Genomic DNA, 25,791 nt, shown 5'->3' with positions numbered 1-25,791 from the left:
TTCCGGGATAAGAGTCATGCGGTGCGCGCGGCGGTCATCTGCGCGATGGTCGCGCGGTTCAGGATCAGGCGGGAAATCGCAAAGGCCAGCGCCAGGTGCATCAGGCCGGGGATGACGGTCGACAACATGCGGATGCCGGTCAGCGACAGCGGCGTCTGGTTGCCCGCCCCCGCCTTGTATGAGACGAGGACCAGCACCCCGCTGATGAGCGCGCCCGCCACCGCCCAGGCCAGCTTCACGAAGAACTGGTTGAACGCAAAGCTCATGCCCGAGGAGCGCATCCCCAGCTTCCACTCGCCATATTGGTCGGCGAGCTGGATCAGCGTGAAGTGCAGCGGCAGGGTGCAGCCCAGCACGATGCAGCACAGCCCGACCAGCACCAGCCACAGGGTCGGATAATCGCCCGGCACGAAAAAGGCGGCGAAATGCCCGGCGACCAGGATCAGGTTCACCCAGATATAGATGCTGCGCACGTCATAGCGCCGGGTAAAGGCCTGCACCACGATCGAGCCGAGGAACCCGCCCGCCGTCGCGGTGCCGAAGAACAGCGCCTGATAGGTGGTATCGCCCTTCAGCACATAGGTGATGAAATAGAGCGCCGCGCCCCCCTTGGTATTGAAGATCGCGATCAGCAGCAGCGTCATCAGGAAGGTCCAGCGCAGCTGGTCGTTCTTCAGCGTGTTGGCGATGGCGAGCTTGAGCGGCACCTCGGCCGTGTCGGCGGCGACCACCCGTTCACGCACGAACAGGAAGCAGATCAGGAACATGATGACGGCGGCGCCGCTCAGGATCGCCACCCCGTCGCGATATCCGCGCGCGATGTCCGCGCCGCCCAGATGGCGCACCAGGATCGGCAGGCCGACCGAGACGCAGAAGGAGGCGATCGCGACCATCGCGAAACGCACCGACTGGCACGACACGCCCTCCCGCTCGCTGTCGGTCATCCGGGTGATGAGCGCACAATAGGGCACGTTGTTGAGCGAATAGGACAAAGCGAGCAGGAAATAGGTGATCGCGGCATAGGCGACCTTGCCGTCATAGCTGAAATCGGGGGCCTGGAAGGTCAGGAAACAGCTCAGGCCCACCGGAATCGCGGTCCACAGCAGATAGGGGCGGAACCGCCCCCAGCGGGTCGTGGTCCGATCGGCCATAATCCCGATCAGCGGATCGGACACCGCATCGAAGATGCGCAGCGACAGGAACAGCACGCCGACGATGCCCGGCGCCAGGCCGAAGACGTCGGTATAGTAGAAGGTCAGGAAATTGGCGATCAGCCCGGTGACGATCGTGCCCCCCGCGTCGCCGAAACCATAGCAGATCTTCTCGACGAACGGGATGCGGGAGGCTTGCGCGTCGCCGCGCCGTCCCTCCTGACCATCCCCGACCTGTGCCGCTGTCGCCACGTCCTTCTCCTTTGTCGTCCGGCCCGCCTTTTGACGGTGTCGTTCAGTCGTTTTCCTCGAAAGCCTGCGCCACCCCGGCATCGTCCCGGACGAAGACCGGAATCCGCTCGACCGGCGCATGGCAGGTCACGTCACCGCCGCCCTCGATCCGCTCGCCAGTCCAGGCATCGCGCCAGACGCCCTCCGGCAGATAGACGCTGCGTTCGGCAACCCCCGCCTCGGTCACGGGGGCGACCAGCAGGTCGGGGCCGAACATATATTGATCGTCCACCGTCCAGCAGCGCGGATCGGCCGGATAGTCGTAAAACATCGGCCGCATCAGCGGATCGCCGCGCTCATGCGCCATCCGCATCAGCTCCGCGACATAGGGCCGCAGCCGTTCGCGCAAGGCCGCATAGCGGCGCAACACCGCAAAGACCGTCTCGCCGAAACTCCACAATTCATTGCCCGCGCCCGTGTCGCACTGGGCCACGCCGTCGCGGAACGGCTCGGACGGAGGGGTCACGGGGTCGCGGTGGCCGTGCATCCGCAGGACGGGGGTGAAGACCGCCCATTGGAACCAGCGGATCATCAACTCGTGAAAGGCCGGGTCCTCGACATCGCCGCCATGGAAGCCGCCGATATCGGTCGTCCACCACGGGATGCCCGCCAGCCCCATGTTCAGCCCGGCGCTCAGCTGGTTGCGCATCGCCTCGAACGAGGAATGGATGTCACCCGACCAGACGAGCGCGCCGTAACGCTGGCTGCCCGCCCAGGCGCAGCGGATCAGGCTGACGATCTCGGTCTCGCCCTCCGCGGCCAGGCCGTCGTAAAAGGCCTGCGCGTAATGCAACGGATAGGCGTTGCCGACCTCCAGCACGCTGCCGCTGTGATAGCGGTAATTGTCGAAGTCATAGGCGCTGTATTCGGGCTCGGCCTCGTCCAGCCAAAACAGCGCCACGCCCTTGTCGCGATAGTTGCGCTTCGCCCGGTCCCACAGAAAGCGGCGCGCGCCGGGATGGGTGACGTCGATGAAGCGGGTATTGCCCAGAAATTCCTGCTGCACGTCCAGCCCACGGATGGAGCGCACCAGATAACCCTTCTCGACCATCTCGCGATAATTTTCCGAGCGGTGATCGACCGTCGGCCAGATCGATACGAGCAGTTCGGTGCCCATCGCCTTCAGTTCAGCGGTCATCGCGGCGGGATCGGGCCATTCGCGTTCGTCGAACCGCCAGTCGCCCTGCACCGGCCAGTGAAAGAAGTCCGCGACGATCACCGCCAGCGGAATGCCGCGCGCATGATAATCGCGCGCCACCGCCAGAAGCTCATCTTGCGTGCGGTAGCGCAGCTTGCTCTGCCACAGCCCCAGCGCATAGTCGGGCATCATCGGCACCGTGCCCGTCACTTGCGCATAGTTGCGCACGATGTCGGCGGGCGTGTCACCCGCGGTGATCCAGTAATCGATCTCGCGCGCCGCCTCGGCGGTCCAGGTCGCGCCGTTGGCGGCGAAATGCACCGCGCCGACAGCGGGCATGTTCCATAACAGGCCATAGCCATGGCTGGAGACGACGAAGGGCACGCTGGCCTGGGAATTGCGCTGCGCCAGTTCCAGCGTGCATCCGGCCAGGTCCAGATTGGGCTGCTGATACTGGCCCATGCCATACAGCCGTTCGCCCGGCTTCGCCTCGAACCGGACGGTGATGCGCGCGGCGTCACCGGTCAGCGGCTTGAACTCGCGTCCGGCCAGCCCAAGCGCGCTGATCGTGCGCACCTCGTCGGTGCCGACCGTCCAGAATTTGCTGATCGTGTCGCGCTGCCGCCACTTCTCTTCCAGCAGCAACTCGCCGCTTGCGTTGAGGAAACGGACTCGGCCCTGCAGGTCGACCTCGGCGGTGATCCGGCCTTGCGTGATGCGCGCGGTCGCCCCGTCGCGGGTGACGACCGGCATGGCCTGCGCGGCCGCATCGCGCGGCAGCAGCGCCCCGGCCCGCGCCCCCGAGTCGGCAAAGGGCGACGCGCGCAGGCGCAGGCCGTCGGCCCCATGCGCCTCGATCCGCAACCAGTCCCCATTATAGGTCCACGCGATGGCGCGGTCTTCCAGAACAAGCGTGTCCAAAACGACGCGATCCTCTCCATGCCATTCTTCGGTGGCCGTAAACGTTTACGGGTTTCAGCCCTTTGCGGTGCCCTGTCAATGATTTTGTTGGTCATCGACCGGCGGGGGACTTGTGCGAAACCCGTCGCGCCGCGACTACGGGCACATGGACATACGCGAACTTGCGCGCCACCTGGGGCTGTCGATCGGCACGGTGTCGCGTGCGCTCAACGATCGCAAGGACGTCAGCCCGGCGACCCGAAAGCGGGTGGTCGAGGCGGCGGCGAAGCACGGCTATATCCCCAACCAGTCGGGGCGGACGCTGCGCAGCGGGCGGACGGGCACGGTCGGCTTCATGCTGACGCTGGAACATGACAGCGCGATCCACGGCGATCCCTTCTTCATGGCGCTGCTCGAAGGTTTGCAGAACGGCCTGAGCGAGCAGGACCTCGACCTCGTGGTGCTGCTGGCGCGCAAGGGCGAGGATGCGCTGACCTTCCTACGCCGCCATGTCTCGCGCGGGACGGTCGATGGCTGGGTGCTGTCGGGTACGCAGCATGAGGATCCGCGCATCCCCTTCCTGCTCGACCGCAACATCCCCTTCGTCGCGCTGGGCCGCACCGCGATCGATCGCGACCATGCCTGGATCGACCTGGATTTCGAGGGCGTCGTGGCCGATGCGATGACGTTGCTGACCGAGGCGGGCCATCGCCGCATCGGCCTGGTCGCGCCCCCCGCGACGATCAACAACAGCCATATCGTCGTGGAACGCTATCGCCACGCGCTCGCGCAGGCGGGCATCGCCTATGACCCGATGCTCGTCCATCACGGCGAAACCGACGAGAACGATGGAGAGGCGACGGCGAGCGAGCTGATGGCCCTGTCCGACCGGCCGACCGCGCTGCTGCTGATGGGGGAGACGGCGCCGGTCGGGGCTTACCGCGCACTCCGTGGCCTGGGGCTGGAGCCGGGTCGCGACGTCGCGGTGATCGGTCTGCGCGACAACCCCGCCTGCCGCGCGCTGTCCCCCGACCTGACCTGCTTCTCGCTGGAACTGGGCGATCTGGGCCTGGCGCTGGCACGCGGGCTGGTTGCGATGCTGCCCGGCACGTCCGTCCGGGCAAGCCAGCCGGTCCAGACCTTGTGGGGGATGACGCTGCGCCTGGGGCAGAGCCATCAGGCCCGGCCCTGAACGGCGCGACCTCGGCGGACAGCAATATTTTGTTACTTTCACGGCGATGCCGCGTTGTCGAAGGACTGTCTGTCCGAGGTACCGTTACACATGCCCCTGCCCGCCGATCGTCATTCTCTTCTGGAATCCCGGCGCACGCTGAAGATGGCGCGATCCGCCCATGCCTATGTTCGCGGCAATACGGCGAAATTCTACGAATGGCTGGCGGCGTCCGACGCGGCGCGGCGCGTTCCGAAGGGACCGGCCGTCTGGATCTGCGGCGATTGCCATCTCGGCAATCTGGGGCCGATCGCCGATGGCGAGGGTTCGGTAGAGATCCAAATCCGCGATCTCGACCAGGCGGTGATCGGCAATCCCGCGCATGACCTGATCCGGCTGGGCCTGTCGTTGGCCACCGCCGCGCGCGGCTCCGACCTGCCCGGCGTCGTCACGATGCGGATGATGGAGGCGATGATCGACGGTTATACCGCCGCACTCCACGATCCGACGGGCGGCGAACCCGTCATCGAATCGGAAGTCGTGCGCAGCGTCGAGCGCGAGGCGCTCGGCCGACGCTGGCGCCATCTGGCGAAGGAGCGCCTGGATGCGGTCGAGCCGCGCCTTCCGCTCGGCAAGAAATTCTGGGAACTGGCGCCCGAGGAACGCGACGCGCTGACCGCGCTGTTCGCCGACGAACGGGTCGGCGCCATGGTCCTGTCGCTGAAGGGCAAGCCGCGGGACCGCGAGGTCCGGCTGGTCGACGCCGCCTATTGGATGAAGGGATGCAGCTCGCTCGGCCTGCTGCGTTATGCCGCGATCGTCGCGCTCCGGACACGCAAGGGCAACTGGTCCTATGCGTTGATCGACCTGAAGGAAGCGACCGCCTCGGTCGCCCCGGCGGCGCGCGGCGCGGACATGCCCCGCGATCATGCCGAACGTGTGGTGACGGCGGCCCGGCACCTGTCCCCGTATCTCGGCGCGCGGATGATGCCCGTCACGATGCTGGACCGCTCGCTGTTCATCCGCGAACTGACCCCGCAGGACCTGAAGCTGGAGGTCGAGCAGTTCAGCCAGGGCGAAGCCGTCCGGGCCGCCCGCCATCTGGCCTTCGTCGTGGGAACGGCCCATGGCCGCCAGATGGATGAAGCGACCCGCGCCGGATGGCTGGCCACGCTAGAGGCGGATCGTCGCGGCGGGCTCGATACGCCGTCATGGCTGTGGGAAAGCGTCGTCGCCCTCTCGGGCAGCCACGAGGCCGGGTATCTCGACCACTGCCGACGTTACGCACTGGCCGCCTAGCCGGGCAGGCCAAGGATCCTGCCCGGCGCAACGTCTTGGTCGGCCCCTTCCTTTCCACGGGATGGCTGTTGGAATCGGTCGAGCAACGGCGCCTGGAAATGCGTCATCGCAGGGCTCGGGCCTCGTTGGTCAATCGGGTGACATGGCCTTGCGCCAGTCCCGGTATCCGATGACCGCCAAGCCGATCATCACCGCGTACAGCCCGGCGGTCAGCATCAGGCCCTTGAAGACGAACATCCCGACATAGACGATATCGACCACGATCCAGAGCAGCCAGTTCTCGCGGTGCCGCCGCGACGTCCAATATTGCGCGACCAGGCTGAAGCTGCTCAGCGTCGCGTCCAGCCATGGCAGCGTCGCATCGGTATGGCGGCTGGTGAACCAGCCGATCGCCAGCGCGCCCAGGCCGCCGACCGCCAGCCCCGCCACGGCCTTGGCCCGCGACAGCGGCTTGACGACGACCGCGCCGGTATCGGCCCTGTTCCGGCGCCAGACGATCCAGCCATAAAGGATGCCGAGGCCGAACACCGCCTGCAACGCCATGTCCGCATAGAGCCGCACGTCGAGGAACAGCTTGAAATACAGCGCGCAGGCAACGAGGTTCAACGGCCAGCACAGCATGTCGCGCCGCGCCGTCAGCCAGATCGCCAGAAAGCTGATCGCGACCGCCATGCCCTCCAGCGGCGTCATGACATGCCCAACCCAGCGCGCAAGGAAGCGAGGAAGTCGCGCCCCGCCCGCGACCCAAACCAGTCGGCATGTCCCAGCAGATACCCCTCCCACGCCAGCAGCGCCGCGTCGGAATCGTCGACCACCCCGGCGAAATAGTCGATCTCCGACAAGGCGAATTCGACATGCACCAGCGGCAGGAGGCGGAGGACCGTTTCCCTCATGGCGGCGTCCAGCGGGCCGATCGCCTCATACCCCGCGATCAGGGACAAGGCGGCGGCCGGGTCGGCAATGTCCTCGTCCCGCCCCTGCCCCAGATCCAGCCACGCAAAGGCGGTTCGCTCGATCGCGGTCGCCAGGTCATGCGCCGCACAAGCCCGGTCGGCCAGCCCGAAGTCGAACACCGTCTCGACCGTGCCGTCCGCCGCCCAGAGCAGGTTGGAGGGATGCCAGTCATTATGCGTCCACAAGGGCGTCTGACGGGCCAGAAGCGATGCCAGCCCGTCGTCCGCCGCCGCGAACAGCGACGCCAATCGCCTCTGCCACGACCGTTTCTCCAGAAACGCGGCCAGGGCCGGGCGGGCGCGGACATACGACTCGGCCGCCGCCATCGGATCGGGGGCGGGCAGGATGGAGAAGCTGGCGACCAGTGGCTGTACGCGGCGGGCGGGGGCCTCATATCCCCGGGCGGCGCGGTGCAGCTTGGCGAGGGCGGCCCCGGCGGCCCGGGCATGGCCATCGGCGCGGAACGGCGTCCAGGACGGCTGATCCCGGTACAGATCCGACCCGGCCGACTGGCGGTGGAGCTCATAGGTCCCCTCACCCAGCGCGACCGCACTGGCCCCCTCTGCCGTGCGCAGAAGCTCGGGCACCGGCATCCCGGCGGCCGCGAGATGCGCGATGAAGCCATGCTCCTCCGCCAATCCCTCGACGCTCCGCACCCGGCGGTCATGCCGTTTCAACAGCAGCATATCGTCGCTGCTCTGGATCAGCGTCGCGGCGGAAAAGGGACGCGGCGAATGCCAGTGCAGCGCCTCGATCGGGGCCGCGCCCGGATAGAGAGCCAGCACCGCCGCCGCCTCGTCGGGCGTGATCGCGGGCCAGGTCGGCGCCTCCAGCGCCAGCCCCATGCCGTGGACACGATGCTCGCCGACCGGATCGCTCATGCTCAGAAGGCGCGCGACACGGTGGCGACGACCGCCGCACCGCCGCCGATATAATAGGCCGGAGCATTGCCCGTGATGACCGTGCCCCCGCGCCCGATCGTATCGCGGGCATTGGTCGTCACCGCCTGAACACCCGCCAGGACATGCGGGTCGGTGACGTTGATCGCGTTGATCCGCAGGTCGGTGCGCTTGCCGTCGAGCCAGTCCGCCAGATGAACGCCGATCGCCAGGTCCAGCGTCGCATAGCCGGGAATGCTCTCGTCATTCATGAACGTCGCATATTGGCGACCGACATATTTGCCCGCGATGCTGCCGAACAACAGCCCGTCGTCATAGGTGCCGCCGCCGCCGATCTGGAATGTCGGGCTCGACACCGCGCGCTTGCCCCGCGTCGGCAGGAAATCCGCCCCGACCGGCAGGTCGTCGTCGATCCGCGCGCGCAGATATTCGCCCGAGACATAGATGCTGACGCCCTTGGCCGGGCGATAGTCGATCTCGCCATCGACGCCGTAGGAGGTCTGGCCCCCGACGTTCAGCGACGAATTGACCAGCGCGCCGCCATTGTCGATCACGGTCCCGAGCTGGCGGTTGCGGAATTTATAGTGGAAGCCGGTGACGGACGCCGACAGGCTCGGGCCGATATAGCGATAGCCCAGTTCCTGCGACACCGAATACTCGTTCTTCAACGCATCCGTGCCGCGCGTCGTGACGACCCCGCCATAATAGCTGTCATACAGCGTGAACTCGTTGGGCGCGCGGAAATTGGTGGTGATGTTGGCGAACAGCTGCTGCCGGTCGTCGATCTCGTAATGGACGGCGGCACGGGGCAGCGCGACGAAGCTGTCGCGGCGAACCGCGCTCTGCGGCCCCGGCAGGTCATTGCGGCCGTTGCGCAGCAGGTTGACGCCCTTGAAGCCGACATTGACGGTCAGGCGCGGGGTCAGCGCGATGGAGTCGGCCAGGAAGACGCTCTTCGTCACGGTAACGGTGCGCTGGTTCTCATAGGCGAGCAGGCGGCCGTCGGCGGTGCGGATCGCCCTGCTGCGATAGCCCCAGCGGTCGGCCGGGCGGCCCTCCGCATCGACCGAGGTATAGGTCTGCGTCACCCGGTCGGTGCCGTAATCGAACCACAGCCCCGCCGTCAGCCGGTGGATACCCGCCTGCAAGGTCAGCCTGGCGACCTGCCCCAGCCGCATCTGGTCGCCGGTATAGTTACCCAGCACTGTCGCCACGCCGTCCACGGCACCGGGCAGCGCGATCGGATCGGCCAGCTCCTCATTGCCCAGGAAATTGCCGGTCGTCGCCAGCTGCGTGCCATAGGGCGAGTTGCCATAGCCGAACTGGAGATAGCTGGTGCCGTCGAACGTCAGCCGGTCGTCCAGCACCAGATGCACCGGCGCCGAGGCATAGAGGTTGCGGAAGGGCGCGCGGTACAGCTGCCAGTAATTGGTGTCGCCCGGCGTGTAGCGCGCGTCGTAATTGAACCCGCGTCCCTGCGCCTGCCACTCCGCCAGCGTCGGGCTGGGGTAGCTGGAGGAATTGGCGTTGTTGTAGGACAAAGCCAGGCTGGCGCGGTTGCCGTTGCCCCATTCGTGCAGCAGCTTGGCGTCGATATGCTGACGCGTATCAAAGCCCGCACCGCGCCAATTGTCCGCACGGGTGTTGGAGTAGGAAACGAACGCCTTCAGCCCGCTATTCCCGATCTCCCCCGTATCGACCCGAGCGAAGACCCGGCGCAGGCCATAGGACCCCAGCGCCACATCGGCGAGCAGCTGGCGCGTCGCCTTGGGATCGTCGAGCGTCAGCGACAACAGACCGCCCGCACCGACGACCGTCGGCGCGTCGATATTCACCGATCCCGGCGACAGCGCGATCCGGCGCAGATTTTCGGGGTCGGCGAATTGCGACGGATAGGCGTAATAATAGCCTATATCGTTCTGCGGCGCGCCCTCCATCAGCACGCCAATCTCGTCCTGCCCCAGGCCGCGCAGCGTCAGGCTCGAACTGGTCGACAGGCCATACGGATCGCTGGAGGCGACGGTCGCGCCGGGAAGCAGGTTGACCAGCTGAAACGCGTTCTGGGTCGGCGCCTGCTTGACGATGAAGTCGGCCCCGACCTCGCTCACCGCATGGGGATCGGTCTGATCGGGCAGCAGGCCTTCGGGATCGCGGTGGCCGATCACGCGGATATCGGCCGGGGCGTCGGCACTTTGCTGCGCTGCGGCCGCCATGGGCCACGCGGTCGACAACAGCAGGACACCTCGGCCCATCAGCTTGCATTGGCGGAAAATCGCAACCGGCATCGTCTGTACGTCCACTTCACACGGAGGGACGACGACAGGACCGCCACCCCTCCCTACGCCGGTATGAGCCGGATCAGGTTCAGCGGGTCATGGGCTGCTGCCCACCTCTCAACCGCGCATCAGCGGCCCCCCGGGGATAGCGCCGTCTAGGCGGTTATGCGGCGGGTGCAAATGGTTATCGCAAGGGGAATGGAGCTGAAGGGCACGAATGCCTGGCCGGAGAGCCGCGCCGCGATCCCGAGCCATTGCCATCCTCCGGGGCGGAGGGAATGTGCCGCGATGGCGGACATCGCCGAGAGCGAAACCCGACCTTTTTGAAGGTACGAAAAATTCTGAAATATGGCGGAGCGGGAGTCCGCCAGCAAGCATTCTCAATCGATCTTGAAGAATCTCATTTATTCATATCTTTTAGATACTTAAGACACATTCCATTCTCATATAGGCTCATTCGGACTACCCCATTCCCAACATTTATGTTGGTTGATATGTGGTACAGCATGAGCGGAACGAAGCCCGTAGGACAGCATAGAGAGAAGCGGCTTTCTGCCGCCACGGTGCGCACGATCAAAGAACCCGGCTTTTATGGTGACGGGCACGGGCTTTACCTGAAAGTGGATACTTCCGGGGCAAAGCGATGGGTCCAGCGCATCGTCATTCATGGCAAGCGGCGCGATATCGGCTTGGGATCAGCCAGCCTTGTCAGCCTATCGGAAGCCCGGGAACTGGCCTTGGAGCAGCGAAAATCCGCACGGGCGGGGGAAGACCCTATAGCGCTTAAGCGGCGATCTACCGGCATTCTGACGCTCGAAGAAGCTGCACGTAAGGTTCATGAACTGTCCAAGCCCACCTGGCGCAACGATAAGCATGGCGACCAATGGATAAATACGCTGACGGCCTACGCCTTTCCCACGTTGGGCTCGAAGCGTGTAGACACTGTCAGCGGCGCGGACGTTTTGGCCGTACTGATGCCTATATGGAATGAAAAGCATGAGACGGCCAAGCGGGTCAAACAACGCCTAAGCTCGGTTTTTAAATGGGCGATGGCGAGCGGCTGGCGCACCGACAACCCGGCAGAGACGATCACCAAAGCGCTTCCGAAACACGACAGGTCGAAAACCGAGCATCGGAAAGCCCTGCATTACGACCAGGTCGGCAGCGCGATTGCCAAAATACGGAATAGCGACGCTGGCATGACCACAAAGCTGGCGTTTGAATTTCTCGTTCTGACCGCCACCCGATCAGCGGAAACGCGACTAGCGGTATGGAGCGAGTTCGACCTGGAAAAGGGCTTATGGACGATTCCGGCGGCTCGCATGAAGGCGAAGAAGCCTCATCGTGTACCCTTGTCACCACGCTGCATCGCCATCCTTGTCGAAGCCAAGTCGTTGAAGCGCGATACGGATGACTTGGTTTTCCCCGGCACGAAGGACACTAAGCCCCTGTCCGACATGACACTTTCCAAGCTTATGAAGGATTTGAAGATTGCAGCCGTTCCACACGGCTTTCGATCATCCTTCCGCGATTGGGCAGGGGAAACGACCACCCATCCGCGCGAGGTTATCGAATTCGCTTTGGCTCACGTCATTAAGGACAAGGCAGAAGCAGCTTATGCGCGATCCGACCTTTTTGAAAAGAGACGCGTACTAATGACAGATTGGAGCAACTACCTAAAATTAGAAAGTGGAAATTAGAAGTGATATTTAAGAAGAGAAACCGAAGAAAGAGAACCAAAAAAATTTCCCAACAAATAATACAATCCAAAGAATTGTTTTGCGTCTCCAGGCGTTTTTCTTGACGTCTGCGATTTTTTTGTTGATTTCCCTCTTCCAACGTCCTAATTGCGCCACCCTCGCCGGAGACAAACATGGACCAACTTCTTAGACGCCGCGATGTGGAGCGCATGTGCGCGATCAGTCGCGCTACACTTTACCGATACATCAAGAAAAACGCCTTCCCTCGCCCAATTCGCATTGGTTCGGGATCAGTGCGTTGGCGCCTAAGCACCGTTGTTAAGTGGATGGAAGACGCGAGCGACCTTTTAAATTCTTTAAAATGTGATGTCTTTAGATTTATGATAAAGGAATATATTAATAGTGACTGCAATTACGACAGATATAATCAAGGCGAGGCTGCCTGATAATGATTTGATCAACCCTTTGATTGCCTCAACCAATATCGAATGGACTTGGAATTTGGATGATCCGTCGCCCTACGGCACGATTGTCATTTTGACCAATCGTGAGCTTGTTAGCGATGGCGGTAACGGAAACACCGGCTTTGACGGCACTGATATGCGATTGGTTCGTGACGCGATCCAAGCCGTGCTAGAAGAAAACGATAACATCGGCCTTATTAAGACGTTCGTCGTTCGATCCGCATAAGAAGCGCGCCGACCTATTAAATAGTTAGCTATCAGCATCGCATCGGGACGATGCAAGCTCCGATACGCCTAATCGAAACCGCATTAAGAACCGCAAGATAGGTTTAACAATGCGGCAGAGCTAACGGTTGCAGCCCACCGGCACCGCGCATACACACATGGATACCGGATGGATTGAACACTCAATCTAGCCGGTGACAGGCCCGTCAAACAAATAACACGCTCAACACGGCTCATGCCGTTACCCGGTTTACCGGGCGATGGCTTGCGCCTGTTGAAAACCGGAAGATGAGTGAGGGTTGGCTTTTCTAACTCAAACTACAACGCCATCAACGTTTCTAACTATCACTCAACGATATTTCCCCAAGGGGCATACCGGGAATGGTTTTTGGGACATGTTTAAATGGCGGAAATTTCAACACCGATAACTTAATAATGGGAAAAAAATTATCATTTTCTATAAACATGACTAAATATAGATAAATATACAGTCATCCGGTTAGGTTTTCGATGGGGCGCAGCTTGTGGCTGCGCGCCCCTAACCAACTTCACATTTCCCTATAATATATAGGAGTGAGATATGAACTACAATTTTATTAGGTATAAAAATGAAGATCTACGTAGAATCCGAAGAATTTAACAAAAAGCACCAATCCTATTTTTCAAATATTTTTGACCTTTTCAGAAAAAATCTGACTTCAAACCCTGATGAAAAAATCAGGGTCTTTCCAATCGATACAGGTTTAGGGAAGTCAACGAGAGTCCAAAACTTTCTCCGGGAGTGGAAAGCCAAGGGATTTCAGAATGGAGAAAGCTGCATCTTATTCCTGTCTACCGTTGAGGAGATATGCCGCTATATAGAGGCAATTGGATTTGACCGGCATGAGATAGCCGTCGTCACCAGAAACGAGGAAGCAAACTTATTAGGGTATGACAATCCTAACCAATCCCGGTTAGTCCTAACAACTCATGCGATGTTGAGATTTCGTACCTTGAAGAAGTCGTTCAGCAAGGCATCAGAGTTCTATTTTCAAGGAAAGCCACGCGGGCTTCGTATCGCGGATGAAGCACTTTATCGGGCGGAATATATTCACCTAGGCCGCGACAGCCTACTACAAGTCATAGAGCCATTACGACCATACTTCCCGGAATGGGTCGAAGGATTGGAGAGATTCGCAAGCCATATTCATGCTCTAAAACCAAACAGCATAATTAGATTCCCTGATCGGTTTGGCAAGGGTCGTCAGTATTCGTTTGTTGAACATGGTGGGCCACACCTGACGGATAAGCAGCTAGAAACTCTACGGTATATAAAAGCCGCAAAGGGCAGAAGACTCAAGGCGGTAAGCGGCAAGAAATATGGGATTACCCTTATCGGAATGGGTCATCCGCTACCGGCTGATATCGCACCACTCTTCATATTCGACGCATCTGCACGGGTGGTAGAGAATTACCAGCTATGGGCAGACGTGGACTGTAACGTCGAAATCATGGACCCACTCGTCCGCGATTACGATAATCTTTTTGTCCATATTTGGAAAACAGCTTGCGGACGGGATTTTCTGGCCAACCCAACCAATCGAGACAAGCTACTTCGACCGATCGCCAAAATGATGAACGCTGATGAGCGGGCTACTTTGCTCGTTGCATACATGAATAAGGGTGATTGCGGTCTATTTGAAGAACTCAAATCCTACTTGGACAAGCCCGAACTGCTGCACTTCCGGCATTGGGGCAACCACTACGGCACGAACGAATTTCGGGATATTGATAGGCTGGTGGTCATCGGCTGCCACCTAAACCGCGACACGGTTTATCAGGCCATGCACATGGCGACGACGGGTGCCGATCCTGAAAGCGTCATAGGCGATGAATGGACCCAAATGCGGCAGGGGCACCTAAAGGGAAACCTGCTTCAAGCCTTTAGTCGGGGCACGGTTCGACTGGGCGAAAATGGGCAATGCGGCAAGTGCGACGTGTATTTCATCACACCGCCAAATCCGTCCCCGGAAACGCTGGTTAGAGAAGCACTCCCCAATTGCCGTATCGAGCCATGGGAGCCTGTTAAAAAGGCTCTCACGGGGCAAGCCAAGGACATTGTGGACGCCGTTAGGCAGCTAAGGGCACAAGAGCGGGTCGGCGATGTTCCGAAGGCGGAAGTCCGCGAACTGGCAGGGATCGTAAACGAAAGTAGCTTCGCTAATGTTTTGAAGAAGGGAGTCGTTGTAGCCGCGCTGGCCAATTTGGGTGTCGAGGTTGCCCACAAGTATTTCGTCTTCAATCTATCGGCGGACGTGATTCCGATCAAGATCCACGGCGAACAGCTTATGGAACGACGGATTGAGCGATTTATAGCGGCTTAGGCCGCTTACTCGCTTGTTAAACTTATAGCGAATACTCACACTATAGAAATCTGGGGGGCTTACTGTAAATGGACTGGTGTGAGCCGCCCCGGATTTTTCTAGGACTTCGCCCCTGCTAAACCCGGTGCATATTATTTGTGCAGTTGCAGCGTTCGGTTGCATCCGCCATCATCCCACTATGCGCCGCATATTGCCCACCATGATGCTGATACCTTTGCTGGCTATCACTTGGGATAAGCCGGGAGCCTCCCAAGGGATTTACATGACCCCGCTAGAGGGGCAGTCGTTTAAGGCGCTTGTGCGTTATCATGAGTGCATGGCCCCATATATCAGGGCAGCCAAGAAACAGCGCCTATCAGACAAAGACGTGGGCTTATTCGGCTGGCATTGCCCTACCGAATTACGGGATGCGGCAATAAAGCGAGAGCGCTATTTTGCGTCTAAACCCGATGCGGAACAGGACCAGATGCTAATGGCTCCAACTCGTCGCGAACGAGTCAAGCTGCATGAGAGAGAGTTGGCAGGATCGTTCTATTGCGATCTTAGGACCTGTGAGCGCCTATGATGACGCGACGAACAGAACGATGGCAGGACTTTGCGATTTAAGCCGCCACAGGGCGCATTGGTCGCCTCTAGGCGCATTATTGGCTAAATTCACAAATGGCTCTCTATGCCCCCCTTAAATCGCAAAATAGAGCATAATTGGTCCCACAGATTGATCGATCCACATTAGCTGAACCGCAAAATCAATTGGTCGTTATGGATTTGGGTATTATCTACACCAAATCCCATCCGATCGGAGTTACCATGACAGACGAAACTGTGAACGTTAATGCCGTTGAATTGGCGACCGACTTGACCGTGGCGTGGTTGGGCAACCCCAATACCCGCACCGAAGCGAGTGAGGTTCCCGCATTCCTTGGCAAAATGCATGAAACGGTTTCGGCTTTGCTCGGTGGAGCAGCACAACAGGTCGAAGCGGAAGCCCCTATCGAATACACCCCTGCCGTATCGGTGCGGAAATCGCTCGCGTCCAACGATTACATTATCTCGATGATCGACGGGAAGCCGTATAAAACGCTACGTCGTCACCTCTCGACCCATGGCCTTACCCCCGAACAATATCGGGAGCGCTACGGCCTGAAAGCAGATTATCCACTTGTTGCGCCGTCCTACAGCGCTGCACGGCAAGCTATGGCGAAGAAGATCGGCTTGGGTCGTAAGCCCGGTCAAAGCCCCAAGGCACAGGAAGCCCCAAAGGCAGCAGCCAAGCCCGCTCGTAAGGGTAAGACAGTTGCAGACGCTAAGGCCGCTGCACAGGCCCATTTAAGCGGTTCGGGCGAGTAAAAGGTTTAGGGGGGCGGATTGGCCGCCCCCGGAATGCGCCACAGGCCGAAGGGTTCAATATTCACGATTGGCTTTACGAGCCTCACGCGCTTTTCGACGTTCTTCTCTTTCCGCCTGATGCGAAGCAATTTCGAGCTTCGAACATTCCTCGGAAACGCGGGAAAATCCGGTGGTATCGCCGTCAGCAAAATAGACCCTACCATCAGCGTAGGCATAGTAGTGGAAACCGATGTACCCGCCGAATCCATTTTTGGAGTTCACAGACCCACAGGCAACGTCATTCGCGGGATAGAGATAGTGGTCCTTAAATTGCGCTGATTCTGGATCGCGCAATTCGTTGCGAACTTTTTGTTCGACTTCCATTTGAAAATTGTCGTTGGGGCCTGCTTGCTGACAGCCTGCCACCAAAACGAACAACGGAAGCACATATCGAAGCTTCATTTGCCTCTCCTACCCCACTGAAAACTAGGAAGAGGCAACCCGGCGAAAGCCGGGTGTTAGGAACCCTGCACGTAGCACAAGGCCCGTCGTTTTTGGGACGAATCCTTGGACAGCACGACGGCACCCGGCCGAGAAACTCGACCAGGCTACGTGACAAAGGGGTTCCTACGCCCCACGCCCGGAATTTGCCGAAGCGCGTAGGCTGATTGCCAACGTATTGAAGGCAGCGCAATAGCGGGCAATCCCCTACAACCGCCTTATTGCAGTTGCTTCGGTCGCCATCGACCTTGGGCAGAAACCCTCTGCATACCATGTCGAGGCTGCTGGGCAGCAAAAGTGAATGATGGGTACCCCACCCAAAAAATTCGATTTATTGCTACTTTCGCCTCATAAAGCACGGCACGACAGTCGAACGCACTTGCAGCAAAAAACTGCATTGCTACTCTGCCGAAATTTAGCTTCGGGTTTGGGCATGACAAATATCATCGCGTCTCTGAAAGATATTTTTGATCGGCACCCTGCCGCGCCATTTCTTTTCATTGGCTCTGGTTTTTCACGCCGATATCTCGGGCTTGAAGATTGGGCAGGGCTATTGGAGCGTTTTTGCAAACCAATCGAAAGCTTCGACTATTATCGCGCCAAGGCAAATAACGATCTTCCGCAAGCCGCAAGCCTTATGGCCGAGGACTATTACGAATGGTGGTGGAAATCTGCCGAAACCAAGGAAAGCCGCGAAATTTTTTCAGGAAAGGTCCAAACAAGAGCGGACCCCCTGAAAATTGAAATTTGCAATTATCTTATCACTCACTCCCTTCTTGACGTTCAGACGTCAGGATTTGCTGATGAAATCGCAAATTTTGCAGATATATCTGTCGATGGAATAATTACTACAAACTGGGATACACTTATTGAAGAGGCATTCCCTGATTACACGGTATATGTTGGCCAATATGAGTTACTATTTTCAAACCCACAATCGATAGCCGAAATATACAAAATACACGGAACGGCTACCGATCCAAATTCTCTTATACTGACCACCGATGATTATGTGAATTTTGAAAAGAAGAATCCTTACCTAGCCGCTAAGCTTGTCACCATATTTGTAGAACATCCTATCATATTTTTGGGGTATTCAATAAATGATCCTCACATTCAAGCAATAATTGAATCTATTGCACAGTGCCTGCCGCAGGAAAAGATTGGCGACTTTGAAAGAAATTTGGTATTTATTCAGCGAGCAAAAGGAAATCCCCCCGCTATAGAAAAGACTACGCTACAGTTTGGCAAATTTAACGTATCGTTGATGGTAGCAAAGGTTGATTCGTTCGACGATGTGTATCAGGCTCTTAGCGGAAGAAAGAGAAAGCTACCCGCAAGACTATTGAGATTCTTTAAAGAACAAATGTATGATTTTGTTCAATCTCCCGAAGCTACCAGCACCAAGTTAGCGGTTATAGATTATGAAAGCCTGAAAGAAACGGACGATATAGAGTTTGTCGTTGGCGTTGGTGTTGCCGGAAACCGGGAAAAGTATGAAACGGCAATTGAGGACACATTGGCAAAGCGCGGCTATCAAGGCATATCCGCCGAAGAATTATTCGATGATGTTATAAAAGTCGAAAGCAGCTTTGATGCCATACCACTTCTTGACGGGGCCTATCCCGTCCTGGGCAGAAGCAATAGAACTTTTACGCCTGTGTATCGATACCTGAAAGAAGCTGGGGTGGAAAATCTTGAATCCTTGGAATCTTCAAGATTTCTTGGTGCGAAGAAGATTGTCGCAAAAATGAGTGGGGAAGACGCATACTTGACGAAGTATTACAAGAAGCGGTTCGAGGACAGATTTTCGGATTACGACACAAAAGGCATAATAGATAACGCCGCAAACCAGAAAGAGTCTCTTTTGATACTACCGTTCCAAGACAGAAATGCCGTAGACCTTGAAGTGCTTCGTAGTTAACTCCAAGAAAATAAGCATCATTTTACCGAGACATTTTATGTTACGGCGTGGAAAAAACTGGTATGCTGGTACGATAAGCTAAAATATGGCTTTTAACATATTAATTAAACTTGCGTATAATTCAGATGATATGCAAGATTAGTTTAGTAAATAAAGGCACACATATCCATGCTCGCTATACTGGGCAGGAATTGCGATTTTTTGCACATTTTTATATAGATCACACATAAGCATATTGCGTTCTGCTGCGGGATGATTGCGCCTAGAGCATCGAAAGCGCTTAGCGGCATCAGTTAGGCTATCATCCCAATGTCGCCTTTCAAAGAGCCACCATAGGGCAACGGCATCGAACCGTCTAACTCGGTTACACCGCAAACAGGTAACCTCAATCGTTCGCCGATGAAGGGCGCAATGCTCTAGATTGCGAAGTTTGCGGTTTAGGTGATCGTATTCGTCGTCGTTCAGCACACCAGCTTACAGAACGGCGGTTAGCTGTAATTGCACCCCATCTTCGGACAATACCGCCCTTGCTCGCTGTGCTGCCCCTACCGCTTGTCGGTAGTGAATGGTGCCGTATCGTTCGGCAGCCTCGAACGGCAGCGGACTCCAATCTTCCGATGGGTAAACCTCGTTGTAGATTGCCTCTGCTGCTGCCCTTAGCTGCATATCGTGCTGCATGACCGATGCTCCGTTGTTCCCGCCAAGTTAGAACAAAACATGAACGATTCGCAACCGCCTGTTTTTGTGCGTTAAAGGGATGGAGGCAAACGACTAAGCGGCGCGCTTCTCCATCCGCTGGATGGCAGCACGGGATACACCGCTCCTACGACCGCTAAACGTCAACCCTCCTCGGCGGCAACTAGAGCATCCATCAATTGCCCCCTCAAACGGGTTCTACCCGCCACGCTCCGACAGTAGGCATCATCGGCAAAGGCCCGATAAACGCTCGCACGACCGATACCCAATCGCTTTGCGATTTCAGTAGCGCCAACACCCTCGGCACGAAGGGAGTTGATGGCAGCGATATCAACCGAAGGTTTGCGGCCCTTGTAGACGCCAGCAGCTTTGGCCTTCGCGATTCCTTCGGCTTGGCGTTCTTTACGAATCGCCGTTTCGAATTGCGCGAACACGCCAAGCATTTGAAGAAAGGCAACGCCAGCGGGGGTGGAGGTATCAATTGGCTGTTCCGTTGCCCGAAGGAACGCCCCCCGTTCTTTCAAAACGGCAACGATTTTCTCCAAATCCGCGACCGACCTTGCGAGGCGATCAATCCGGGTGACCATGAGCGTATCGCCAGCGCGGATGAACGAAAGAACCGTGTCTAACTCGATACGCCCTTCGACAGTCGTGCCCGTCCGCTTTTCCGAACGGATGATCGAGCAACCAGCGGCGCGCAACGCCGCCTCTTGGATTTCACAATCCTGATCGTCTGTGGAAACGCGGGCGTAGCCGATGATGGTCGACATAGCGGAATGTCCCAATAGCCTCTTAGACATTCAGCTTTTCATGTCTCATTGGTCAAGAGTCAACCCTATTGGGACGATTCCTTTGTCTCGGTCGATTGTCCCGTTAGGGTTTACCTCAAAAGACCGATTGAATGCTGTCGTGATACGAGCATGCATCGCGATTCGTGTGTATCAGAAGCGGTCGATTAGAGAGCCATATTATCAATCACGGCTAGCAGAATAGTTCATTGATCTGGTTTGGAAACACTCTTTATAGTTTCAATTGCGGCGTCACCGTATTTATTGCGAAGCCAAAGCAAAAAATTTGGCTCGACAACGTTTACGTAAGAGAGTTCGCCAGCAAGCTGCCGAACCTCGTCCGAGTTAAGCTTTTTGCATACCGCATGATGAACCTTAGCAGAAATCAACCTCTTTCTATGATGACCAATGCCAACCGTACCATCATTAGAAAGAACAACACCCGTTACAGAACGTTTTGTCGCCATAGTAACGAATGTCGTTTTGCTAATATTCAGCTTCAATCTCGGGTACTTTGAAACTCTAATTGCCTCTGGAACCTCTTTGACCATATCTTTTAGCATACCTACTCGTTGACCGGAAAACGTCAGGTCGTCGGCATACCTAGTATATTTAAGCCCGCGCTTGTCAGCAGCGGACTGTACAAGAGTGTCAAATTTGTACATAAGAATATTAGACAATATTGGCGATGACGGCGCACCAATAGATAACTTAAGAATGCGTTCCCCTTTAGCCTTTCTGAATAGTAATCTAGCAGACATATCACGGTCTATTTCATCCAAAATATTGTGCTCGTTGCAATACCGAACCCAATCTTTTGAAGTTATCGAAGGAAAAAAGTTCTCGAAATCAAGCTTTAAAATCGGAGTACCGCCCTTATGGGCACTTGCATTATTTAGAATTGATACACCCTGCCGATATGCCATTGCCGCCGGATGAACGGGAAGATCTCGTAAAACCTTATCTACAAGAACCCGTTGAAGTACTTTAAGTTCGCGAGCAGGCTGCGCAATTTCCCGAGACCCACCGGATCGCTTGGGAATGTTATATACCTTGTAGCGGCTTGGCGCAGACCGGATGATACGCAAAATATCACCAGGATCCATTCCGGTTTCGGTTACGAGAACTGCTAGAAGGTTACTCATAGTGTTGGCATCGGCGTGAGTTGCACAATGGCATTGAAGCGCGGAGTGTCGTTAGCTTTCCAAAACGCCCGAATATCGTTCCGCCATCGCAGCTTTTCTCTAAATGGCGCGGTGTCAACAATATGGTAATCTATGGCGCTGTTTCCACCCGTCGCCACGTAGAAAATATGATTACCTTTTCGCACCTTGCCAAGCCAACCAAGAAGATTGGCACAATAAAAGAAGTTGTCGAATCTAATATCGGCAAAACCAAATTGGGTTAGATATTTCCTAATTTCACCTTGAGTTAAAGCGCCAAATTCCCTGCAAAGCCCCACCATTAGCAAGATTGCGTGTCCGGCAATCTTGTTATTAAGCTTAGTCGATTTTGGTCGCGAATCTAAGCGATTCTGCACCGCAGGCATGATGCTTGCTGAAAAATTAGCACTGTTTATCCCGGCAATACCGCCGTTCTCATCAATGCCAACCTCAAGTCTATCAAGGACGTGAACCCATTCGTCACCATACCGATGTTCAAGGAATTTAACTGGACCGTTTCTGATGAACGATACCTGATTGTAGTAATACTCGTCGAGAACAGCGAGCAGGCTCGGCGCAATGGTATCAATTGCGGCAAAAGCGCCCAATTCCGCAAGGCTTCCCGCACTCTCTGCAAAGAGAAGGATCAGACCAACAATTTGGGCAATGTCAGATTCAAAACTAAAAAGGTCTTTATATCCGGCATCGGTTGTCAACGGCTCGGCTGCCTCCGCTAGTACTATGCTATACGGAACACCAAGGGCTACTGCGGCTCGATGGAAAGCATCACGCAGCATTACCGGCGTATCTAACGAATCGTCTATTGCTCCACCACACAGAAAGACAACTTGACTTGGGGCATGGACGCGGACGCTGTCGGCCTTCATGCTTGCTATCAGGTCGTTGGGGTGGAAGGCAGCCATTTACCTGTGAAGGTGAGAAAGAGGGTGATGTCTTATCGAGCGTAGCGGCCGAAGGCGATGAGACATCACCCTCTTTCGCACCGATAAAACTCGGCAATCGACTTACGTCCAGCGAAACACCAGACACCCCAACAAGGGGCTAAACGCGTAAATGGTCATCCACTTTACGATAGACGCGCGAACGGTCAACCCTCTCTTAGCGAAAAATACTGGCCCGATGCGAACTGTTATCTTGAAGTTGGACGATATGTTGGCCGGCGAAATGCACGGCAAAAAATATCGTCGGGATTCAACATCTTAGCTTGGTAAATGGCGGAGCGGGAGGGATTCGAACCCTCGATACGGTTTTGCCGTATACTCACTTTCCAGGCGAGCGCCTTCGACCACTCGGCCACCGCTCCGCATGAGTCCATGCCTGGAACACGCGCCCCTAATGCGCTTCCTCGCGCCGCGCAAGCGATTGCGTGGAGGCCGGGCGTGATGCAGTCTGCCATCATGACGATCGCGCTCTTGCTCGCCGCGCTGCTGGCGCAGGCTTCGCCCTCCCCCGCTCCGGCCGTGCAGCCGGGCGATCCCTTGCCCGGCGACTGGATCGCGGTGCCCGATGACGAGCTGCTGGTCTTCACCCTGGCCAATGGACGCACGGTGACGCTGCGGCTGGCACCGGGGCAAGCGCCGGTCCATGTCGCCAATATCCGGGCGCTGGCGCGGGCGCATTGGTGGGATGCGGGGACCAGCGTCTACCGCGTGCAGGAGAATTACGTCGCGCAATGGGGCGACGCGACCGAGAAGAAGCCGCTGCCGTCCGGCATCATCGCCAATCCTCCGGCCGAATATGATCGCGCAGGGGCGAGCGCGGTGGCGCGGCTGAGCAAGGCCGACCCCTATTCGACCTGGGATGGCTATAGCCGCGACGGCTGGCCGCTGGCGGGCAATGCGACGCGCGAGTGGATCCCGCATTGCTATGGCATGGTCGGCGTCGCACGCGATCTGGCGCCGAGCACCGGGACGGGTGCCGAATTATACACTCTCATCGGTCATTCGCCGCGCGGGCTGGACCGCAATGTCGCGATCGTCGGCCGCGTGGTCGACGGGATGGATGCGCTGTCCACCCTGCCGCGCGGGACGGGCGATCTGGGCTTCTACAAGGACGAAGGGCAACGCGTACCGATCGTGTCGGCCCGGCTGGTGAGCGACATGCCCGCCGCCGAGCGCCCGCATTTCCAGTATCGCGAGACGGTGTCGCCGCGCTTCGCCGCGTGGATCAAGGGGCGGGAGAATCGGAAGAACGACTTCTTCACGGTGCCTGCGGGGGGTGTGGATATCTGCGCGGCCTTGCCGCCGGTTCGAAAGACACCCTGAGGTTGGCGTCGGGGCGTGGCCTTCGACTTCGCTCAGGCTGAACGGAGGTTTGCGGCGAGTGGCCCTGCTCCCTCGCTCAGCTCAGCCTGAGCAAAATTGAAGGCCAAGGGAAGACGGGGCCGCTTAAACAGCGGCCCCGCCCCATATCACGCCGCCTTTTTACCCGGTTCGATCCGGTTGGCGACCAGATGATCGACCACCGCCGGATCGGCCAGGGTCGAGGTGTCGCCCAGCGCATCGACCTGGTTCTCGGCGATCTTGCGGAGGATGCGGCGCATGATCTTGCCCGAGCGGGTCTTGGGGAGAGCGGGCGCAAATTGCAGCGCGTCGGGGGTGGCGATCGGCCCGATCTCGCGGCGGACCCACTGGACCAGCTCGGCGCGGAGCGCCTCGTCCTCTTCGACACCGGCGTTCAGCGTGACGAAGGCGTAGATGCCCTGCCCCTTCACGTCATGCGGCATGCCGACGACTGCCGCCTCGGCGACCTTGGCATGGGCGACCAGCGCCGATTCGACCTCGGCGGTGCCCATGCGATGGCCCGAGACGTTGATGACGTCGTCGACCCGGCCGGTGATCCAGTAATAGCCGTCCTCGTCACGGCGGCACCCGTCGCCGGTGAAATATTTGCCCGGATAGGTGGTGAAATAGGTCTGGAAGAAGCGGTCATGATCGCCCCAGACGGTACGCATCTGCCCCGGCCAGCTATCGGCGATGACCAGATTGCCCTCGACCGCGCCGTCCAGCACCTTGCCCTCGGCATCGACGATCTGCGGCAGGACGCCGGGCAGCGGCAGCGTGGCCGAGCCGGGCTTGAGCGCCACGGCGCCAGGGATCGGCGCGATCATGTGGCCGCCGGTTTCGGTCTGCCACCAGGTATCGACGATCGGGCAGCGCCCCTCGCCCACGACGTTGTAATACCATTCCCAGGCTTCCGGGTTGATCGGCTCGCCCACCGACCCCAGCACGCGAAGCGACGAGCGGTCGGTCTTCTTCACCCATTCGTCGCCCTCGCGCATCAGCGCGCGCAGCGCGGTCGGCGCGGCATAGAAGGTCGCGACCTTGTACTTGTCGACGATCTGCCAGAAGCGGCTGAAATCGGGATAGTTGGGCACGCCCTCATACATCAGCGTCGTCGCGCCGTTCGCCAGCGCGCCGTACACGACATAGCTGTGGCCCGTGACCCAGCCCACATCGGCGGCGCACCAGAACACCTCGCCCTCGCGGTAGTCGAACACATGCTGGTGGGTATAGGCGGCCCAGAGCAGATAGCCGCCGCTGGTGTGAAGCACCCCCTTGGGCTTGCCGGTCGAGCCGCTGGTATAGAGGATGAACAGCGGGTCCTCCGCGCCCATCGGCTCAGGAGGACAGTCGGCGGATGCGGCGTCGACCAGATCGCCGTACCATTGGTCGCGGCCGTCCTTCATCGTCACGTCGACACCGCTGTGGCGGACGACGAGGACATGGTCGACCGCCACGCCGTCATGCTCCAGCGCGGCGTCGACATTGGCCTTGAGCGGCACCGCCTTGCCCCCGCGGCAACCGCCATCGGCCGTGATGACGATACGCGAATCGCAATCGACGATCCGGTTGGCGAGGCTTTCGGGCGAGAAGCCGCCGAAGACGATCGAATGGATCGCCCCGATCCGCGCGCAGGCCAGCATCGCAAAGGCCGCCTCCGGGATCATCGGCAGATACAGGGTGACGCGATCCCCCTTGGCGACGCCCAGATCTTTCAGCACGTTGGCGAGGCGACAGACCTGCTCGTGCAGTTCGCGATAGGTGATGCGGCGATCGGTGCCGGGGGCATCGCCCTCCCACAGGATCGCGACCTGATCGGCGCGGGTTTCCAGATGGCGGTCGATGCAGTTGGCGGCGACGTTCAGCTGGCCGTCGGCGAACCAGTTGATGCGGAAATCCGCCTCGTCGAAGCTGGTATCCTTGACGCTGGTGAAGGGCGTGATCCAGTCCAGCCGCTTCGCCTGTTCGCCCCAATAGCCATCCGGGTCGCTCTTCGCGGCATCATAGGCGCGAGCATAGCCTTGCGCATCCATGGACGCGCTATCGGCCCATTGGGGAACGGGGTGAACATGGGCGCTCATGCCTGTCTCTCCTTGATCTTTGTCGCACCTTTAGCAGTCCAACATCACAAATGCCTATCGGCTCCGTGACAAAGTGCGTCCTGGGCCAAGACCGGATGACGGCGCAAAATGTCGCCACGATGACGACCGTTGGTCATAATGGCGTGGCCGCCCGCCCAAGACGAGAGGGGGGTCGTCG

20 protein-coding genes, 1 tRNA gene and 1 riboswitch are annotated in these 25,791 nt (G+C 58.4%); of the genes, 9 read left to right on the top strand and 12 right to left on the bottom strand.

Features of this window, described 5'->3' with window-relative positions:
* Positions 1-14: 14 nt before the first annotated feature.
* Together AC1GI4_RS12270 and AC1GI4_RS12265 are read right to left on the bottom strand one after the other, a co-directional pair.
* Entirely contained in the window at positions 15-1,403 is a 1,389-nt protein-coding gene (locus tag AC1GI4_RS12270; RefSeq protein WP_479629687.1) for an MFS transporter, read from the bottom strand.
* A 43-nt stretch (positions 1,404-1,446) separates the two neighbouring features.
* Complete coding sequence (locus tag AC1GI4_RS12265) at positions 1,447-3,501, bottom strand: glycoside hydrolase family 31 protein (protein ID WP_479629686.1); 2,055 nt, start codon at positions 3,499-3,501, stop codon at positions 1,447-1,449.
* Positions 3,502-3,646: 145 nt separating this feature from the next.
* Between AC1GI4_RS12265 and AC1GI4_RS12260 the strand changes: the two genes are divergently transcribed.
* Both AC1GI4_RS12260 and AC1GI4_RS12255 read left to right on the top strand, forming a co-directional pair.
* Entirely contained in the window at positions 3,647-4,672 is a 1,026-nt protein-coding gene (locus AC1GI4_RS12260; protein ID WP_479629685.1) for a substrate-binding domain-containing protein, read from the top strand.
* A gap of 90 nt (positions 4,673-4,762) precedes the next feature.
* Positions 4,763-5,950: a DUF2252 family protein gene (locus AC1GI4_RS12255; RefSeq protein WP_479629684.1), complete on the top strand. Its 1,188-nt coding sequence runs from the start codon at positions 4,763-4,765 to the stop codon at positions 5,948-5,950.
* A 129-nt stretch (positions 5,951-6,079) separates the two neighbouring features.
* Here the strand turns inward: AC1GI4_RS12255 and pnuC are convergent, their stop codons facing one another.
* From pnuC to AC1GI4_RS12240, 3 genes are read right to left on the bottom strand one after another with little or no spacing between them, the layout of a single operon-like run.
* Entirely contained in the window at positions 6,080-6,640 is a 561-nt protein-coding gene (gene pnuC / locus AC1GI4_RS12250) for a nicotinamide riboside transporter PnuC (protein ID WP_479629683.1), read from the bottom strand.
* A complete protein-coding gene (locus tag AC1GI4_RS12245; protein ID WP_479629682.1) occupies positions 6,637-7,785 on the bottom strand; it encodes a phosphotransferase enzyme family protein in 1,149 nt (382 codons plus the stop codon). The genes pnuC and AC1GI4_RS12245 overlap by 4 nt, the downstream gene beginning before the upstream one ends.
* Positions 7,786-7,787: 2 nt before the next feature.
* Positions 7,788-10,055, bottom strand: a complete 2,268-nt coding sequence (locus AC1GI4_RS12240; protein WP_479630401.1) for a TonB-dependent receptor — start codon at positions 10,053-10,055, stop codon at positions 7,788-7,790.
* Between the two features lie 66 nt (positions 10,056-10,121).
* Positions 10,122-10,231: riboswitch (TPP riboswitch) on the bottom strand.
* 354 nt (positions 10,232-10,585) lie between these two features.
* Here AC1GI4_RS12240 and AC1GI4_RS12235 point away from each other — a divergent pair.
* From AC1GI4_RS12235 to AC1GI4_RS12215, 5 genes are all read left to right on the top strand, one after another.
* Positions 10,586-11,779, top strand: a complete 1,194-nt coding sequence (locus AC1GI4_RS12235) for a tyrosine-type recombinase/integrase (RefSeq protein WP_479629681.1) — start codon at positions 10,586-10,588, stop codon at positions 11,777-11,779.
* 173 nt (positions 11,780-11,952) lie between these two features.
* Positions 11,953-12,225 (top strand): helix-turn-helix transcriptional regulator, encoded by a 273-nt coding sequence (locus tag AC1GI4_RS12230; protein ID WP_479629680.1) that lies wholly within the window; start codon positions 11,953-11,955, stop codon positions 12,223-12,225.
* Positions 12,182-12,469: a hypothetical protein gene (locus AC1GI4_RS12225; protein ID WP_479629679.1), complete on the top strand. Its 288-nt coding sequence runs from the start codon at positions 12,182-12,184 to the stop codon at positions 12,467-12,469. Before AC1GI4_RS12230 ends, AC1GI4_RS12225 begins: the two co-directional genes overlap by 44 nt.
* A 607-nt stretch (positions 12,470-13,076) precedes the next feature.
* The gene (locus tag AC1GI4_RS12220) at positions 13,077-14,831 is read left to right on the top strand and encodes a hypothetical protein (protein ID WP_479629678.1); all 1,755 of its coding nucleotides are present in this window, start codon (positions 13,077-13,079) and stop codon (positions 14,829-14,831) included.
* Between the two features lie 807 nt (positions 14,832-15,638).
* Entirely contained in the window at positions 15,639-16,178 is a 540-nt protein-coding gene (locus AC1GI4_RS12215; RefSeq protein ID WP_479630400.1) for a Ros/MucR family transcriptional regulator, read from the top strand.
* Between the two features lie 54 nt (positions 16,179-16,232).
* Here the strand turns inward: AC1GI4_RS12215 and AC1GI4_RS12210 are convergent, their stop codons facing one another.
* Positions 16,233-16,619 carry a hypothetical protein gene (locus tag AC1GI4_RS12210; protein ID WP_479629677.1) on the bottom strand — a complete coding sequence of 129 codons (387 nt, stop codon included), beginning with the start codon at positions 16,617-16,619 and terminating at the stop codon, positions 16,233-16,235.
* A gap of 472 nt (positions 16,620-17,091) precedes the next feature.
* On the opposite strand from AC1GI4_RS12210, the gene AC1GI4_RS12205 reads away from it, so the two are divergent.
* Complete coding sequence (locus AC1GI4_RS12205) at positions 17,092-18,582, top strand: SIR2 family protein (protein WP_479629676.1); 1,491 nt, start codon at positions 17,092-17,094, stop codon at positions 18,580-18,582.
* A 474-nt stretch (positions 18,583-19,056) separates the two neighbouring features.
* Here AC1GI4_RS12205 and AC1GI4_RS12200 read toward each other — a convergent pair whose 3' ends face one another.
* The 5 genes from AC1GI4_RS12200 to AC1GI4_RS12180 all read right to left on the bottom strand — a co-directional run bounded on the left by AC1GI4_RS12200 (position 19,057) and on the right by AC1GI4_RS12180 (position 22,553).
* Complete coding sequence (locus AC1GI4_RS12200; RefSeq protein WP_479629675.1) at positions 19,057-19,260, bottom strand: hypothetical protein; 204 nt, start codon at positions 19,258-19,260, stop codon at positions 19,057-19,059.
* A gap of 161 nt (positions 19,261-19,421) precedes the next feature.
* Positions 19,422-20,048: a recombinase family protein gene (locus AC1GI4_RS12195; protein ID WP_479629674.1), complete on the bottom strand. Its 627-nt coding sequence runs from the start codon at positions 20,046-20,048 to the stop codon at positions 19,422-19,424.
* A gap of 224 nt (positions 20,049-20,272) precedes the next feature.
* Positions 20,273-21,211 carry a retron St85 family RNA-directed DNA polymerase gene (locus AC1GI4_RS12190; protein WP_479629673.1) on the bottom strand — a complete coding sequence of 313 codons (939 nt, stop codon included), beginning with the start codon at positions 21,209-21,211 and terminating at the stop codon, positions 20,273-20,275.
* Positions 21,208-22,116, bottom strand: coding sequence for a retron St85 family effector protein (locus AC1GI4_RS12185; protein WP_479629672.1), 909 nt, complete (start codon positions 22,114-22,116; stop codon positions 21,208-21,210). Before AC1GI4_RS12185 ends, AC1GI4_RS12190 begins: the two co-directional genes overlap by 4 nt.
* 346 nt (positions 22,117-22,462) lie before the next feature.
* Positions 22,463-22,553: transfer RNA gene (locus AC1GI4_RS12180), tRNA-Ser, on the bottom strand.
* 94 nt (positions 22,554-22,647) lie between these two features.
* On the opposite strand from AC1GI4_RS12180, the gene AC1GI4_RS12175 reads away from it, so the two are divergent.
* Positions 22,648-23,514 (top strand): peptidylprolyl isomerase, encoded by an 867-nt coding sequence (locus AC1GI4_RS12175; protein ID WP_479629671.1) that lies wholly within the window; start codon positions 22,648-22,650, stop codon positions 23,512-23,514.
* Between the two features lie 146 nt (positions 23,515-23,660).
* Here AC1GI4_RS12175 and acs read toward each other — a convergent pair whose 3' ends face one another.
* Entirely contained in the window at positions 23,661-25,613 is a 1,953-nt protein-coding gene (acs, locus tag AC1GI4_RS12170; RefSeq protein WP_479629670.1) for an acetate--CoA ligase, read from the bottom strand.
* Positions 25,614-25,791: the final 178 nt, after the last annotated feature.

The organism is Sphingomonas sp. 77B (assembly GCF_056497825.1).
This window is presented reverse-complemented; position numbering and strand designations above follow the sequence as displayed.